The organism is Nonomuraea sp. NPDC047897 (genome assembly GCF_043204415.1).
Classification (GTDB): domain Bacteria; phylum Actinomycetota; class Actinomycetes; order Streptosporangiales; family Streptosporangiaceae; genus Nonomuraea.
Genome location: NZ_JBIDCC010000007.1, coordinates 206,916 through 222,665 on the forward strand (window position 1 = coordinate 206,916; position 15,750 = coordinate 222,665).

Consider the following 15,750-nt stretch of genomic DNA (forward strand, 5'->3'; position numbering starts at 1 on the left):
CTAGAGGGTGATGTCCTCCAGCATCTCGGTGACCAGCGCCGCGATCGGCGACCGCTCCGACCTGGTCAGCGTGACGTGCGCGAACAGCGGGTGGCCCTTGAGCTTCTCGACCACCGCGACCACGCCGTCGTGCCGGCCGACCCGCAGGTTGTCGCGCTGGGCGATGTCGTGGGTGAGCACCACCCGGGAGTTGGCGCCGATCCGGCTGAGCACGGTCAGCAGCACCCCGCGCTCCAGCGACTGGGCCTCGTCCACGATCACGAACGCGTCGTGCAGCGAGCGGCCGCGGATGTGGGTGAGCGGCAGCACCTCCAGCATGCCCCGGTCGAGGACCTCCTCGATCACCTCGGGCGTCGTCACCGCGCCGAGCGTGTCGTAGACCGCCTGGCCCCACGGGCCCATCTTCTCGCCCTCGGTGCCGGGCAGGTAGCCGAGCTCCTGCCCGCCCACGGCGTAGATGGGCCGGAAGACGATGACCTTGCGGTGCTGGCGGCGCTCCAGGACGGCCTCCAGGCCCGCGCAGAGGGCCAGCGCCGACTTGCCGGTGCCGGCCCGGCCGCCCAGCGAGACGATGCCGATCTCCGGGTCCATGAGCAGGTCGAGCGCGATGCGCTGCTCGGCGGAGCGGCCGTGCAGCCCGAACACCTCGCGGTGGCCCCGCACCAGCCGCACCGACTTGTCGGGCAGCACCCGGCCGAGCGCCGAACCCTTGCTCGACAGCAGCCGCAGCCCGGTGTGCGTGGGCAGGTCCCTGGCCTCCTCCAGCTCGGCGGTGCCCTTGTCGAAGAGCGTCTCGACGTCCTCGCTGGTGACCTGCAGCTCGGCCATCCCGGTCCAGCCCGACTCGACGACCAGCTCGGCGCGGTACTCCTCCGCCGCCAGGCCGATCGAGGCCGCCTTGACCCGCATGGGCAGGTCCTTGGAGACCAGCACCACGTCGCAGCCCTCCGCGGCCAGTGCGCGGGCCACGGTCAGGATGCGGGTGTCGTTGTCACCCAGGCGGAAGCCGACGGGCAGGATCGACGGGTCGCTGTGGTTGAGCTCGACCCTGATGGTGCCGTCCCCGGTGGGCATCGGCTCGTCCAGCCTGCCGTACTGCACGCGCAGGTCGTCGAGGTAGCGCAGGGCCTTGCGCGCGAAGTAGCCGAGTTCGGGATGGTGCCGCTTTCCCTCCAGCTCGGTGATGACCACGATCGGGAGGACGACCTCGTGCTCCGCGAAGCGCGTCATCGCCGCCGGGTCGGCTAGCAGGACCGAGGTGTCCAGCACGTACGTGCGCTTGCCCGGCTCGCGCTCGGTGGGCTGGGTCGAAGGGTTGCTCGAGGACACTGCCACACGTTCTCCCCCGGGCACCCGTGGGAACGGGCACCCTGCAGACGAGGTGGGAATCGGACCGGACCCGTGTCCTCGGCCGCTACGTGCCGTCGGCGCCGGGTTCCGGCCCCCCTCGGCGGTTCGTGGCGCAAGGACGGGCCCTCTCCGGAGTGTCCGGCCTGTGGCCGGACACTTCCAACGTTACGTACTGGATACCCAGATGTCCCATCAGGAACCGTAACGTCGGTGTCTCGCGGCATAGTCGCGCAGCGCCCGCAGGAAGTCGACCCTGCGGAAGTCAGGCCAGTAGGCCTCGTGGAAGTAGAACTCCGAGTGAGCGCTCTGCCAGAGCATGAAGCCGGACAGCCGCTGCTCGCCCGAGGTCCGGATGAGAAGGTCCGGGTCGGGCTGACCGCGAGTGTAGAGATGCTCCGCGATGTGCTCGACATCGAGAACCTCGACGAGGTCCTCGATGCTCGCCCCCTTGCTGGCGTGCTCCTGGAGGAGTGAGCGCACCGCATCGGCAATCTCACGTCTTCCTCCATACCCAACTGCAACGTTCACAATCAGGCCCGGACGGTGAGATGTTGCCTCTTTCGCATCTTTCAGGACATTTGCTGTCCTGTCAGGGAGGAGGTCGAGTGCTCCGACGGGGCTGATCCGCCAGCCCTGGTCCACCAGCTCCCGCGTCACGTCCTCGATGATGCGCAGCAGCGGCTCCAGCTCCTCGCGGGGCCGGTTGAGGTTGTCGTTGGAGAGCATCCACACCGTGACCACCTCGACGCCGGTGTCACGGCACCAGGTGAGCAGCTCGGAGATCTTGTCGGCGCCCTTGCGGTGGCCGCTGGAGACGTCGCGCATGCCCATGGCGCGGGCCCAGCGGCGGTTGCCGTCGATGATGACCCCGACGTGCCGGGGCATGCTGTCCCTCGACAGCTTGGTCTCCAGCCGACGCTCGTACAGCCGGTAGACCAGGTCGCGCAGGCCCACGGAGTCCCTCCCCAGTGGTGCGGTGCCAATGGCCGAATGACCTAACAGGCAATTATCACCGCGTTTCGCCCGTGCCCGCCCCCTCAACGGGATTCCTGGGAAGATCTTCACCCGGATTTCGGGCCAGCGGCCGACCGGCGAGACAACCTTCGGCCTCGTCCACCAGCTCGCGCACGAACTCCGCGAGCTCTCCCGACGTGAGCACCGCCCGCATGCCCACGCCCTCCGCGCCCCACGCCTCGACGAAGGCGCGGCGCGTCAGCCGCCACTCGCCCGGCCGTCCCCGGCGGGGCACCCAGAGCGGGATCGTCCGGAGCTGGCAGCGCAGCTCACCGCCGCCCACCAGGCTCGACCTCGTACGATAGCGGAACGCGAACAACTCGCTGTCCGGCTCCTCGTCGGGAAACCTGTCGTCGGGATCGGGCCAGCGCGCCGCCGGCCCGCGCCCGGCCCGCGCCTCGGCCACGCCGCGCGCCAGCCGCGCCAGCAGCCAACCGCACCGCTCACCCACGGTCCCGTACGGCGTGCCGTCGCGCCGCAGCTCCAGGGTCACCTCGTACGGCACGCCCACGCTGTCCGTGCACGCGACCGGCGTGACGGTCAGGAAAGATCCATCGACGCAACGTACTCCTCCCACGTCGGATGGGATATCCAGCGTCAAACTTCACTAAACCCGCAAAAACGCCCAGCAATGGCATGGCACCCGGCGCGCACGGCCGGCCCCGCGCCACGCGGGGCCGGCCGTGCCGGCGTCGTACCGAGCAGCCGGATCAGGACAGCCGGATCAGGACAGGCGGTCCAGCAGCGCGTTGTACTCGTCCCACAGCTCCTTGGGCAGGCGGGAGCCGAACGTGTCGAAGTGCGACCGGATCAGCTCGGCCTCCTGCCGCCAGACCTCGGGATCGACGCTGAGCAGCGTGCGCAGGTCCTCCTCCGACAGGGTCAGCCCCTCGGTGTCGAGCGTCTCGGGCACCAGCCCGATCGGGGTGGGCACGGCCTTGGCCTCGCCGTTCAGCCGCTCCACGATCCACTTGAGCACCCGGCTGTTCTCGCCGAAGCCCGGCCAGACGAACCGCCCGTCCGCGTCCTTGCGGAACCAGTTGACGTAGTAGATACGCGGCGGCTCCGCCCCCGCGCGGCGGCCCATCTCCAGCCAGTGCCCGAAGTAGTCGCCCATGTTGTAGCCGCAGAACGGCAGCATGGCGAACGGGTCGTAACGCAGCTCGCCGACCTTGCCCTCGGCGGCGGCGGTCTTCTCGGAGGCGACATTGGCTCCGAGGAAGACGCCGTGCTCCCAGCTCAGCGACTCGGTCACGAGCGGCACCGCGCTGGCGCGGCGGCCACCGAACAGGATCGCCGAGATGGGCACGCCCTTGGGGTCCTGCCACTCGGGTGCGATGGTCGGGCACTGGGCGGCCGGAGTGGTGAAGCGGGCGTTCGGGTGGGCCGCCGGCTCGCCGCCGTCAGGGGTCCAGGAGCGCCCCTTCCAGTCGGTGAGATGCGCCGGGGGCTCGTCGGTGAGCCCCTCCCACCACACGTCGCCGTCGTCGGTGAGGGCGACGTTGGTGAAGATGCTGTTGCCCCAGAGCGTCTTGACGGCATTGGCGTTGGTGACCTCGCCCGTGCCGGGCGCGACGCCGAAGAACCCGGCCTCGGGATTGATGGCGTAGAGCCGGCCGTCCGCGCCGTAACGCATCCAGGCGATGTCGTCGCCCACGGTCTCGACCTTCCAGCCGGGGATCGTCGGCTGGAGCATGGCGAGGTTGGTCTTGCCGCACGCGCTCGGGAACGCGGCCGCGATGTAGCGCGCCTCGCCGTCCGGCGGGGTCAGCTTGAGTATGAGCATGTGCTCGGCCATCCAGCCCTCGTCGCGCGCCATGGTGCTGGCGATGCGCAGGGCGTAGCACTTCTTGCCGAGCAGCGCGTTGCCGCCGTAGCCGGAGCCGTACGACCAGATCTCGCGGGTCTCGGGGAAGTGGCTGATGTACTTGGTGGAGTTGCACGGCCAGGGCACGTCCCGCTGCCCGGGCTCCAGGGGCGCGCCGACGCTGTGCACGCAGCGGACGAAGTCGCCGCGCTCCTCGATGAGGCGCAGGGCCCGCTCCCCCATCCGCGTCATGACGCGCATGGACACGGCGACGTACGGCGAGTCGGTGATCTCCACACCGAGCTGGGAGATCTCGCCGCCGAGCGGCCCCATGCAGAACGGGACGACGTACATGGTGCGGCCGCGCATGCAGCCCTTGAACAGCTCGCCGAACGTGGCCCGCATCTCGGCGGGGGCGATCCAGTTGTTGGTCGGCCCCGCGTCCTCCTCTCGCTCGGAGCAGATGAAGGTGCGGTCCTCGACCCTGGCCACGTCGCTCGGGTCGGAGGTGGCGTAGAAGCTGTTGGGCCGCTTGGCCAGCCGCGTGAACGTGCCCTGCTCGCAGAGGAGGTTGGTCAGGCGCGTCCACTCCTCCTCCGAGCCGTCGCACCACTCGATCCGATCGGGCTGGGCAAGGGACGCTATCTCGTGCACCCACGCGACCAATTCGCTATTGGTCGTCGGCGCCGGGACTTCTACGGAAAGGGACACGGCTACGGCTCCTCCACTCTTCAGGGCCCAGTCATCATTAACGACGAAGTGGCGCCGGAGCCAATTGGCATAGACCTTTCGGCGACGCCCGTCGTCGCAGGCAGCGGCCTTGACGATTCGGGAAGCCTACCCACGCCGAACGGTTTTAAAATTGTCTTTCGGGGGCCCTGGCATAAACCATCGACGCTGGTCTAAACCAATTCGGCGACTGGTATAAACCATTTTCCGGGCCGTTTCGCCTGCGCCGCGCGGGGATCAGAGACCGGGTCCGGAGGCGCGGACCCGGTCGACGTGCCGCAGTGCGTCGCGCAATTCGGCGAGCCAGGTGTCGGTGTTGCGGCCCACCAGCCGCACGCACCAGGCCAGCGCGTCGCTGCGGCTGCGGGCCACGCCGGCGGCGACCAGGGTGTCGAGCACCTGGCGCTCCGACTGGCGCAGGCGCGTCATCACCGGCACGGACAGTGTGGTGAACATCACTGTCTCCCCGCCGCAGACGACGCCCCACGAGACTTTCTGCCGGAACTTCCGCTCGGCCTCCCGGGCGATCTCGACCCGCCGCTCGCGGGTCTCCTCCCGGAAGCGCGCCACCAGCCCCTCGACGAGGGCGGGACGCTCCTCCTCCGGCACGTCGCCGGGCGGCTCGGGCAGCGCGCCGAGCACGGCGATCTCCTCGCGGTCCTGGACGATCTCCGGCGCACCGGTGAACCAGCCGTCCGGGAGCCGTCCGGCGAACCAGGCGCGTACCTGTGCTGTTTCCATGTAATGAGAATTACACGACAAGAGGGCCGCGCGCACCTGCCGCGGAGGTGCGAGAAGGGCTACCTGACCCGGGCCGCCACGGGCGGGCTGACGCGGACCACGCCGGCGAGGTTGCGGGTGTTCACTGGGACGATCTTGACGACGTCACCGGTGCGCGGAGCGTGCAGCATCTTGCCCTGGCCCCAGTAGATGGCCACGTGCGAGATGTAGCCGGGGTTGGTCGGGTCGCTGCGCCAGAAGAGCAGGTCGCCCGGCTGCGCCTGGGAGAGCGGCACCTGCGGGCCGGTGACCCACTGCTGATGCGTCACGCGCGGCATCTTCACCCCCGCCCGGGCGAAGGCCCACTGCACCAGCCCCGAACAGTCGAAGGTGTCGGGGCCCTCGGCGCCCCACACGTACGGCCGGCCCAGCTTGGAGACGGCCGCGCGCAGCGCCACGGTGAGCTGTTCGCCGGACATGTACGCACCCGTGGCGGAGGGGCGCGCCTGGGTCCGCGCCGGTCGCAGCACCGGATTGACCATGGCCACCTGGGTGCCCTTCGGCAGCACCTTGAGCAGGGCGGCGCGCAGCTTGCCGGAGTCGGCCTTGGGGGCGCTGACGATCAGCGCGTTGTCGCGCGGCAGGCCGAGGGAGCGGGCCGTCTCCTTCGAGACGACCGCGTCGACCGCGCCGAAGCCGGTGGTGGCGTAGGCGCCGATGCGTAACTGCCCGGCCGGGCCGTTGACCCGGCTGTGCAACTGCAGCCCGCCGTCGGTGCCCAGCACGAACGACACCGCCACGTCACCGGCGGCGATGTTGCCCCACAGCGGGTCGGAGGCGGCGGTGACCTTGGGGGTGTAGGCGCGGAACGACGAGGGGTCGACGCCCAGCGTCTGCACCCGCTTGCCGTCGAGCATGATCGAGGCGGCGTCGGCCAGCTCCAGCGCCCGCACCCCGCGCTGCGCGGCCACCTTCTCCAGCAGCTCCCGGGTGAACGGCTTGCGGGTCACCACGAACAGATGTGGCTTGTGCAGTTTGTCCAGCGGCCTGACCGGCTGCACCGCCCTGGCCTCGGCGACGAGGGTCTGCCGCGGCGCGGGGCGGGGTTGCGTGGTCGCCGTCCGCCGCCCCTCGCCCGGCCGCTCACCGCCCTCGCTCCGCCCGGCCCACTGCCCGCTCTGCTGCCCGTCCCGCTGCCCGCTCTGCTGCCCGTCCCGCTGCCCGCTCTGGGCGAGCAGCAGCACGTCGGCGGTCAGCACCGCCACGAGCGTCACGACGATGAACGGCACCAGCCATCGATGGTCGCGCCGCCGCCCGGGCGAGCGGACGAGGAAGCTGAGGTCCTGACGGATCGCCGAAGGTCGCATGAGCTCCGAACCTGCCGGGGCACGCATGAGTTCCGCCGGACCCGTCGGGGCCCGGCGGTGCGTGTCGTCGGGGGTCAGTTGCCGATGTACGGCACGGCCTCGAGGATCTCGACCGTGTTCTGACGGCCGTTGGGCATGCTGTAGGTCGCCTTCTCGCCGATCTTCTTGCCGTTGATGGCCGCCCCCAGGGGGGACTTGGGCGAGTAGACGTCGATCGGGGCTCCGCTCTCCTCCCGGGAGGCGAGCAGGAAGGTCACCTCGTCGTCGTCACCGACGAACCTGATCGTCACGGTCATGCCGGGACCGACGATGCCCTCCGTCTTGGGAGCCTCGCCCACCTTCGCGTTGTCGAGGATCTGGCGCAGATGGAAGATGCGGGCCTCCATCTTGCCCTGCTCGTCCTTGGCCGCGTGGTAGCCGCCGTTCTCCCTGAGATCCCCCTCCTCACGGGCGGCCTCGATCTTCTTGGCGATGTCGACGCGCCCTGGGCCCGAGAGATACTCGTACTCCGCCTTCAGGCGGTCGTACGCCTCCTGCGTCAGCCATGTGACGTTCTCATCGCGAGAGTCGGCCACGGGTTCTCCTTGCTTGCCTAGGGGCCCTGAACACTTGAGGTGCGTGTCGGTCGAATTGCGAAAGGCTAACAACTTCGCCGATGGTACGCTTCCCCAAACGTCTCATTATACGAGATTGCAGTACTGGATGTGGACAGAAGCGGCCTCACCACTGGTGGCCAGGCGTTCCTTGAACCTCTTCGTACCCGCACCGGCCGCGATTCTTACGTCCTTCGCGCCGACTTCCCCGTGGGTCACGTCGAGCGCCCTGACCCGGCACACGGCGGCCCGGTCGTCCGGCTTCGCCAGCTCGAAGACGACCTCGGCCTGGCCCGGCGTGACGCTGAACGACACCACCTGGGCCGTGGCCCCGGAGCCGGTGCCGGTCATCGACCACATCACGAAGCCCCAGCCTCCCGCGATGATGGCCACCAGCAGGCCGATCACCACGTGGACGACGAGACGGCCGCCTCGTTCGGGGCGGTCCGGGTAGTCGTCGGGTGTGCCGAGAACGGGTCCGTTCTCGACATCTCTGGTGGCCATGACGGAATCTCCCTGCACTCCCTCAGCGTTATCCGAGACAATTGTCTCGCGCGCGGGTCACGCCCTCGCGACCGCCCAGCAGAAACTAACCTCTCTGGGCGGGTGAACCGTCCGACCTAGGAGCATCGAGCCCGTGAGTGCACCGCTGAGGCTGATGGCAGTCCACGCACACCCCGACGACGAGTCGAGCAAGGGCGCCGCCACCATGGCGCGCTACGTTCGCGAAGGCGTCGAGGTGCTGGTTTGTACGCTCACGGGTGGTGAGCGGGGCTCCGTGCTCAACCCCAAGATGGACCGGCCCGACGTCGTCGCCAACATCGCCGAGGTCCGCCGGGCCGAGATGGACCGGGCACGCGAGATCCTCGGCGTCCGGCAGAGGTTCCTGGGCTTCGTCGACTCCGGCCTGCCGGAGAGCGAGGAGGAGGAGCTGCCCGAGGGCTGCTTCGCCGTACAGAAGCTGGAGGTGGCCGCGGCGCCGCTGGTGGCCGCGGTGCGCGAGTTCAGGCCGCATGTGATCATCACGTACGACGACGACGGCGGCTACCCGCACCCCGACCACATCATGACCAACCGGGTGTCGGTCGAGGCCTTCGAGGCCGCGGGCGACCCCGACCGCTACCCCGGCACCGGCGACCCCTGGCAGCCGCTGAAGCTCTACTACCAGATGGGCTTCACCAAGGAGCGGTTCGAGGCGCTGCACGAGGCGATGACCGCGCGCGGCATGGGATCCCCCTACTCCGACTGGATCGCCCGCTGGGAGGACCGGCCCGCCAAGTGGCCGGTGACCACCCGGGTGCCGTGCGCCGACTACTTCGAGCTGCGCGACCAGGCGCTGCTCGCGCACGCCACACAGGTCGACCCCGACGGCTTCTGGTTCGTCTGCCCGCGCGAGCTGCAGCAGGAGATCTGGCCGACGGAGGACTACCACCTGGCCCGCTCGCTCGTCGACACCGAGCTGCCCGAGGACGACCTGTTCACCGGCATCCACGCCGACGAGGTCTCCCCCGCCTGCCACTGAGGCCGCCCGCACGCACGCTCCGGGCCGCCGGCGCCTGCCGGCGGCCGGAGCATCACCCCCCGGTGGCAGACTGGAGGGGTGACAGTTCTCGCCGCCGGTGACGTCAGCCCGGGCCTGCTCGGCTTCGTCGTCATCGCTCTCATCGGACTGGCGACGTACTTCCTCATCAAGTCGATGAACAAGCAGATGGGGAAGATCAGCGTGCCACGCGAAACCGACGTCCCGCACGACAAGAAAGCCGACTAGATGGCGATCGACGTGGTCGACAACGTCGAGCGCAGCCGCTTCGAGGTGCACGTGGACGGCAAGCTGGCCGGGCTGGCCGACTACCGGCTGCGCGGCGTGACGATCTCCTTCACCCATACCGAGGTGTCGGCCGACTTCCAGGGGCGGGGGCTGGCCGCCAGGATGGTCAGGCACGCCCTCGACGCCAGCCGCGACACCGGGCTGCGCGTGGTCCCGCTCTGCTCGTACGTCGCCTCCTACATCGAGCGCCACCCCGAGTACCAGGACCTGCTCGAAGCCGCGCCCGCCGAGTAGCGGCGCGCCGGCACGGCCGCCCGGCGCCTCGCCCGTGCGCCCCGGCACGGCCGCGTGGCGCATCCGGCCCGTGCGCCCCGGCTCAGTCGCGCGGCGACCAGGCCAGCTCCAGCGCTCGCGGCAGCCCCCACCAGCCGAGCGGCGTCAGCACGTCGTCCTCGTCGACGACGCCGAGGTGGCCCCACAGGGTGACGACCGGCACGAAGAGCCGCTCGGTCGCCTCCACCTCGTCCACGCCCATGCCCGCGGCCAGGTCGAGGTCCATGGAGGAGTCGAGCTCGACGTCGATGTCCTCCGACTCGGCGATCAGCCGGGCGAGACGTTCGGGCGAGGCCAGCACGCCGGGGCCGAGCCTGGCCAGCGCGGCCACGGCGGCCAGCCAGTCGGCGTGCTGGATGGCGCACAGCTTGGACAGCACGTCGTCCTCGTGGCTCAGCTCACCGTCCAGGTCGGCGAACTCCTCCAGGGTGTCGCCGTCCTCCGACAGGTCGGAGACCGGCCCGGCGATGCCGGCGGCCACCGACAGCCACAGCTCGCCGTCGTCGTCGGGCATCGGCCGTTCCTCGAAACCGGCGCAGGCCCGCAGCACGTTGGCCGGGTAGCCGGGCTGGCCGAGCAGCACGCGCAGCCGCGCACCCGCGCGGTCGAGCTCGTCGGCGGGCAGCTCCGGCTGCTTGGGCAGATCGGCGAGGATGCGCCGCAGCTCCGACAGCGCGAACGCCTCCTCCTCGTCCCAGACGGCGAACAGCTCCTCGTCCTGCTCGTCGTTGACGGCGAAGGCGGGCACCCGGCCGTCGGGCAGCGGCGTGCTCAGCCACTGCTCCTGCAGCTCCTCGTAGCGGCCGCGCGCCTCGGCGTCGCCGTGGGCCAGCGCGTCGGGGTCGATCTCGCCGGCCTGCACCCGCTCCTCCAGGTGGCGGACGAGCCGGGAGTACATCTCGGCGGCCACCGGTCCGCGCTCGTCCTCCTCCGGCCACACGAAGTAGCCGGGCGTCATGAGGACCGGCTCGGTGCCGGTGGACTCGACCCAGCGCTGGACGTCGCCGACCGTGGCCAGCCCCGACTCGATCGAGCTGAGCGTGGTGCGCGCCGAGTCCCAGAACGGCGCGGACAGGGGGTTGCCGGCGGCCAGCAGGGCGCGCCGCAGGTCGGGGACGGCCACCAGCGCCACCCCGGACGGCACGGCCAGCAGCGCCCGCGCCACGTCCCTTCGGGTCAGGGCCGCGGCCGGGCGGCCGGCGTGCGTGCAGACGAAGTCCAGATCCACTCTCCGTAACCTACGCCCCCGCGCCCCCTCCGCACACGCGCCCCTTCCGCCACACGCCCCCGGAGCGAACACGGGCCCGACGTGCCACAGCTGAGACGTGCCGCCGCTGATGAGCGTGCCCACGCGGCCCGTCACCGGTGGCACCGGATTCCCTCCATAATGTGCGATCACGACGTAGGCTGAGCACTCGTGAAAGGTGGTGTCATGAGTGCTCAGCCTGTCCACGGTGGCGCAGCCGACCGCCCGGGGGTGCCGCGAACCATCGGCGGCGTCTCCGGAGCGCTGCGAGCAGCCGCCGTGCTCAGTTCTTCGCCGAACTTCTAGAAGCTCAGCAAGGCCCTGAGTTGGATGGTGTGCTCAACGCCTGGTGGGGGCGCGACTCTGGACACCGACCCTGATCGTGACCGCATCCGAGCGGCGGCCGAAGCCGGGAGTCTGCCCACCACCACCATGGACGAGGTCCTACGCCGACGGCAGGAGCGCGGCGTCCGGTGAACGAGGACGACGGCCTTTGGCCTGTGGTCCCTTCGGAGGTCGTGGCTGACACGCTCGCCGACCGTAAGAACCGAACCGACAGGTGCTTCTCACCCGCGTCGTCCTGTTCTGACAGTGTGAGAGCCTGGAGTTATGAACAGGCTCGGTAGTGAGACCTCTCCCTACCTCCTCCAGCACGCGGACAACCCCGTCGAGTGGCATCCGTGGGGCGACGAGGCGTTCGCCGAGGCGCGCCGCAGGGACGTGCCGCTGCTGATCAGCGTGGGCTACTCAGCCTGTCACTGGTGCCATGTCATGGCGCACGAGAGCTTCGAGGACGACGAGACCGCGAAGCTGATGAACGAGCACTTCGTCAACGTCAAGGTGGACCGCGAGGAGCGGCCCGACGTCGACGCCGTCTACATGAGCGCCACCCAGGCCATGACGCACCAGGGCGGCTGGCCGATGACGGTGTTCGCCACGCCGGAGGGTCACCCGTTCTACTGCGGCACCTACTTCCCGCGGCCGAACTTCCAGCGGTTGCTGGTGGCCGTGCACCAGGCGTGGACCGGTGACCGTGAGGCGGTGCTCAAGCAGGGCGCCAAGCTCGTCGAGGCGCTCAACACGCAGACGGCGCTGCCGAGCGGCCCGCTGCCCACCGCCGAGACGCTCGACCAGGCCATGCGCAACCTGCGCGAGACGTTCGACCCGGTGCACGGCGGTTTCGGCGGTGCGCCGAAGTTCCCGCCGTCGATGGTGCTGGAGTTCCTGCTGCGCTCGGGCGAGCGGGAGATGAGCGGCAAGACGCTCGACGCGATGGCCCGCGGCGGGATCTACGACCAGCTCGGCGGCGGGTTCGCCCGCTACAGCGTCGACGCGGCCTGGGTCGTGCCGCACTTCGAGAAGATGCTCTACGACAACGCGCTGCTGCTGCGGGTCTACACGCACTGGTGGAAGGCGGGCGGCGGCCCGCTCGCCCGCCGGGTGGCACTGGAGACCGCCGACTGGATGCTGCGCGAGATGCGCACCCCCGAGGGCGGCTTCGCCTCGGCTCTCGACGCCGACAGCGAGGGCGAGGAGGGCAGGTTCTACGTCTGGACGCCCGACGAGCTGCGCGAGGTGCTGGGCGAGCAGGACGGTGACTGGGCGAGCGTCGTGTTCGACGTGACGGGCACGTTCGAGCACGGCACGTCGGTGCTGCGGCTGCTGGAGGACCCGCCCGGCCCGGAGCGGCTGACGTCCGTGCGGGCCCGGCTGCTCGCCGCGCGGGAGCGGCGCGTCCGGCCGGGACGCGACGACAAGGTCGTGGCGTCCTGGAACGGCCTGGCCATCGCGGCGCTGGCCGAGGCCGGCGCGGTGTTCGACCGGCCCGACCTGGTCGAGGCGGCGGCGGCGTGCGCCGTGCTGCTCGACGACGTGCACGTGGTGGGCGGCAGGCTGGCGCGCACCTCACGCGACGGCCGGCCGGGCCCGAGCGCCGGGGTGCTGGAGGACTACGCGAACGTGGCCGAGGGCCTGATCGCCCTCCACGGCGTGACCGGCGACCCGCGCTGGTTCCGCCTGGCCGGGTCGCTGCTCGACACGGTGCTCGACCGGTTCGCCGACGGGGTGGGCGGGTTCTACGACACGGCCGACGACGCCGAGCTGCTGTTCCAGCGGCCGCAGGACCCCACGGACAACGCCACGCCGTCGGGCCAGTACGCCGCAGCGGGCGCGCTGCTGGCGTACGCCGCGCTGACCGGGTCGGCGCGGCACCGGGAGGCGGCGCACGCGGCGCTGGGCCCGGTGTCGGTGCTGGCGGCCGGGCACGCGCGCTTCGCCGGGTGGGGGCTGGCCGTGGTGCGGGCGGCGCTCAACGGGCCGGTGGAGGTGGCGATCGTCGGGCCGCCGGACGACCCGCGCACCCGGGCGCTGCACCGCGAGGCGCTGCTCGCCGACGTGCCGGGGCTCGTCGTGGCGCTCGGCCGCGGCGACTCCGGCGTGAGCGCTGGGGCCGGCACGGGGGCCGGCACTGGGGCCGGCACTGGGGCCGGCACGGGCGTGGCAGACGGCTCGGGCGGGCTCATGCCGGGGCCGGACGGGACCCTCGACTGGCGGGCCGCGGTCGCGGAGCAGCCCCCGCTGCTGGACGGGCGGGGGCTCGTGGACGGGGCGCCCGCCGCGTACGTGTGCCGGGGCTTCACCTGCCGGCGGCCGGTCACGACCGCCGAGGAGCTGCGGGCCGAGCTAGCCGGCCGGTGAGGGCGGGGCGTCCCGCTGCTCGGGCGTGCCGGTGCGCTCCGTGCCGCCGCTGGGCACGGCCGGGTCGTCCGGCGTGGGTGGTGCGACGGTCTCGTCCGGCACGCCGCCCCGGTCGTCGGGCGTCGCCGTGGGAGCCGGCTCGCTGAACGACGGCTCGGGCTCCTCCGGCCCGTCGGTCCGCCAGTCGTCCGGCCGGCGGCTCGGCCGCCAGTCGGGGACGTCCTCGTCGAACCGCTCGGGCGCGGCGTCGTCGTAGCCGCCGTAGCCGCGCTCGGACGGCTCCGGGAACTCCTCGACCGGCTTGCCCTGCATGGCCTCCGTCATGAACGCCCGCCAGATCTGGGCGGGGAGCTGCCCGCCGAACTGGACGCCGTAGCCGGGGATGGTGACCGTCTTGTTGTCGTCGCGGAACATGTTCACGGCGACGGCGAGCTGCGGCGTGAAGCCGTTGAACCACACCGCCCCCGAGTCGTCCGTGGTGCCGGTCTTGCCGGCGACCGGACGGTCGTAGAGCCGGGCGGCCGTACCGGTGCCGCGCTGGACGACCTGTTCCATCGCGTAGACGGTGTCGGCGGCGGCCTGCTTGCCGATCACCTCGGTGGACGCGGGCTTGACGACGTCCTTCGCGCCGTCGGCGTCGGTCACGGACTTGACGACGTGCGCCTCCATGTGGACGCCGCCGTTGGCGAAGGTGGAGAAGCCCGAGGCGTTCTGGACGGCGCTCACCGAGGCCACGCCGAGCGGGAAGGAGGCGGCCGTCCGCTGCCGTTCGAGCTGCGCCCTGGGGATGCCGGCGGCCTCGGCGGTGGCGGCGACCTTGTCCAGGCCGATCTTCTGGCCGAGGTCGACGAACGCCGTGTTGACGGAGTTGGTGGTGGCCTGCACGAGGTCGATCGGGCCGTAGGAGCGGCCGTTGTCGTTCGGGATGGGGTGCCGGGGATCGGAGGCCACCCGCATCGGCGAGTTGCCGTCGACGCGGGTGGACAGGTCGTAGCCGCCGTTCAGCGCGGCGGCCAGCGCGTACGGCTTGAACGTCGAGCCGGCCTGCACCTTGGCGGAGAAGGCGTTGTCGTAGTCGGAGCGCTCGGGGTCGCCCCCGTAGAAGGCGACGACCTCGCCCGTGGCGGGGTCGACCGCGGCCAGGCCGGTGCGCACCTTCTTCGGCGTGGCCTGCGGCAGCACGCTCCTGACCGCGCGCTCGGCCGCCTTCATGAGCTTCTTGTCGAAGGTGGTGACGACGCGCAGGCCGCCGCTGCTGATGTCCTCGTCGCTGTAGCCGCGCCGGTTCAGCTCGGCGGTGACCTGGTCGAGCATGTACTGGGCCTGGCCCTTGAGCACGAAAGGCTTCTTGGCCTTGGCGAGCTTCGGGAACGTCTGGGCGGCCACCTGCTGGGCGTCCAGCGCCCCGGTCTGGCCCATCGCTTCGACGACGGCCTGCCAGCGCGCCCGGGCGGCGGTCAGGTCGGCGCCCTTGGGGTCGGCGAAGCGGCTCGGCTGCTGGATCACCGCGGCCAGGTAGGCGCCCTCGGCGACGGTGAGCTTGTCGACGTTCTTACCGAAGTATGCCTGGGCGGCCGCCTGGATGCCGTTGGCGCCGCGGCCGAAGTAGATCGTGTTCAGGTACTGCTCCAGCACCCAGTCCTTGGACTTGGACTGGTCGACCTTGATCGCGATCATGATCTCTTTGAACTTGCGGGTGACGGTCCGCTCCTGGCTCAGGCCGCTGTAGTAGTTGCGGACGAGCTGCTGGGTGATCGTGGAGCCGCCCTGGAGCTGCTGGCCGGTGATCGTGGACCACAGCGCGCGGCCGGTGCCCTTGATGGAGACGCCGGCGTCCTCGTAGAAGGAGCGGTTCTCCGCCGCGATCACGGCGTCGCGCACGTGCCGGGGGACCTTGGCCAGCTCGACGTTGCGGCGGTCGACGCCCTGGCGGGCGAGCACGCTCTTGCCGTCGCGGTAGTAGATGACCGACCCCTGCGCGGTCGCCTGTTTCTGGGTGCTGTCGGGGATCGGGGTCATCGCCCAGGCGATGCCGAACAGTACGACGCCCAGCAGGACCCCCACGCCGACCGCGATCGACAGCCGCCGGAGCAGCCTCCGTTTCCGCATGCCCTTCCCACCACCGC

The 15,750-nt window shown here is 71.0% G+C and carries 14 protein-coding genes; 4 read left to right on the forward strand and 10 right to left on the reverse strand.

Translation table 11 applies throughout. From position 1 onward, the window contains the following. The 8 genes from ACGF0J_RS17815 to ACGF0J_RS17850 all read right to left on the reverse strand — a co-directional run bounded on the left by ACGF0J_RS17815 (position 1) and on the right by ACGF0J_RS17850 (position 8,084). Complete coding sequence (locus ACGF0J_RS17815) at positions 1-1,329, reverse strand: PhoH family protein (RefSeq protein WP_393147325.1); 1,329 nt, start codon at positions 1,327-1,329, stop codon at positions 1-3. Between the two features lie 213 nt (positions 1,330-1,542). Continuing rightward, positions 1,543-2,304, reverse strand: a complete 762-nt coding sequence (locus ACGF0J_RS17820; RefSeq protein WP_393146960.1) for an isoprenyl transferase — start codon at positions 2,302-2,304, stop codon at positions 1,543-1,545. Positions 2,305-2,359: 55 nt separating this feature from the next. Further along, positions 2,360-2,941 (reverse strand): hypothetical protein, encoded by a 582-nt coding sequence (locus tag ACGF0J_RS17825; protein WP_393146962.1) that lies wholly within the window; start codon positions 2,939-2,941, stop codon positions 2,360-2,362. A 147-nt stretch (positions 2,942-3,088) separates the two neighbouring features. Continuing rightward, entirely contained in the window at positions 3,089-4,882 is a 1,794-nt protein-coding gene (locus tag ACGF0J_RS17830; protein WP_393146964.1) for a phosphoenolpyruvate carboxykinase (GTP), read from the reverse strand. A 255-nt stretch (positions 4,883-5,137) separates the two neighbouring features. Then, positions 5,138-5,641 (reverse strand): hypothetical protein, encoded by a 504-nt coding sequence (locus tag ACGF0J_RS17835; protein ID WP_393146966.1) that lies wholly within the window; start codon positions 5,639-5,641, stop codon positions 5,138-5,140. Between the two features lie 59 nt (positions 5,642-5,700). Then, entirely contained in the window at positions 5,701-6,987 is a 1,287-nt protein-coding gene (locus tag ACGF0J_RS17840) for an NlpC/P60 family protein (protein WP_393146968.1), read from the reverse strand. A 74-nt stretch (positions 6,988-7,061) separates the two neighbouring features. Beyond that, on the reverse strand, positions 7,062-7,562 hold the full coding sequence (gene greA / locus ACGF0J_RS17845) for a transcription elongation factor GreA (protein WP_101788184.1): 501 nt from the start codon (positions 7,560-7,562) through the stop codon (positions 7,062-7,064). Positions 7,563-7,667: 105 nt separating this feature from the next. Continuing rightward, positions 7,668-8,084, reverse strand: coding sequence for a DUF4307 domain-containing protein (locus ACGF0J_RS17850; RefSeq protein WP_393146970.1), 417 nt, complete (start codon positions 8,082-8,084; stop codon positions 7,668-7,670). Between the two features lie 133 nt (positions 8,085-8,217). Between ACGF0J_RS17850 and mca the strand changes: the two genes are divergently transcribed. The 3 genes from mca to ACGF0J_RS17865 all read left to right on the forward strand — a co-directional run bounded on the left by mca (position 8,218) and on the right by ACGF0J_RS17865 (position 9,642). Then, positions 8,218-9,102, forward strand: a complete 885-nt coding sequence (mca, locus tag ACGF0J_RS17855) for a mycothiol conjugate amidase Mca (RefSeq protein WP_393146972.1) — start codon at positions 8,218-8,220, stop codon at positions 9,100-9,102. Positions 9,103-9,180: 78 nt separating this feature from the next. Next, positions 9,181-9,348 carry a hypothetical protein gene (locus ACGF0J_RS17860; protein ID WP_185083045.1) on the forward strand — a complete coding sequence of 56 codons (168 nt, stop codon included), beginning with the start codon at positions 9,181-9,183 and terminating at the stop codon, positions 9,346-9,348. After that, positions 9,349-9,642 carry a GNAT family N-acetyltransferase gene (locus ACGF0J_RS17865; protein ID WP_393146974.1) on the forward strand — a complete coding sequence of 98 codons (294 nt, stop codon included), beginning with the start codon at positions 9,349-9,351 and terminating at the stop codon, positions 9,640-9,642. Positions 9,643-9,724: 82 nt separating this feature from the next. Here the strand turns inward: ACGF0J_RS17865 and ACGF0J_RS17870 are convergent, their stop codons facing one another. After that, complete coding sequence (locus tag ACGF0J_RS17870) at positions 9,725-10,909, reverse strand: hypothetical protein (protein WP_393146976.1); 1,185 nt, start codon at positions 10,907-10,909, stop codon at positions 9,725-9,727. A 627-nt stretch (positions 10,910-11,536) separates the two neighbouring features. Between ACGF0J_RS17870 and ACGF0J_RS17875 the strand changes: the two genes are divergently transcribed. Continuing rightward, complete coding sequence (locus ACGF0J_RS17875; RefSeq protein WP_393146978.1) at positions 11,537-13,624, forward strand: thioredoxin domain-containing protein; 2,088 nt, start codon at positions 11,537-11,539, stop codon at positions 13,622-13,624. Here the strand turns inward: ACGF0J_RS17875 and ACGF0J_RS17880 are convergent. Beyond that, a complete protein-coding gene (locus ACGF0J_RS17880) occupies positions 13,610-15,733 on the reverse strand; it encodes a transglycosylase domain-containing protein (RefSeq protein WP_393146980.1) in 2,124 nt (707 codons plus the stop codon). The genes ACGF0J_RS17875 and ACGF0J_RS17880 overlap by 15 nt on opposite strands. Between the last annotated feature and the right edge of the window lie 17 nt (positions 15,734-15,750).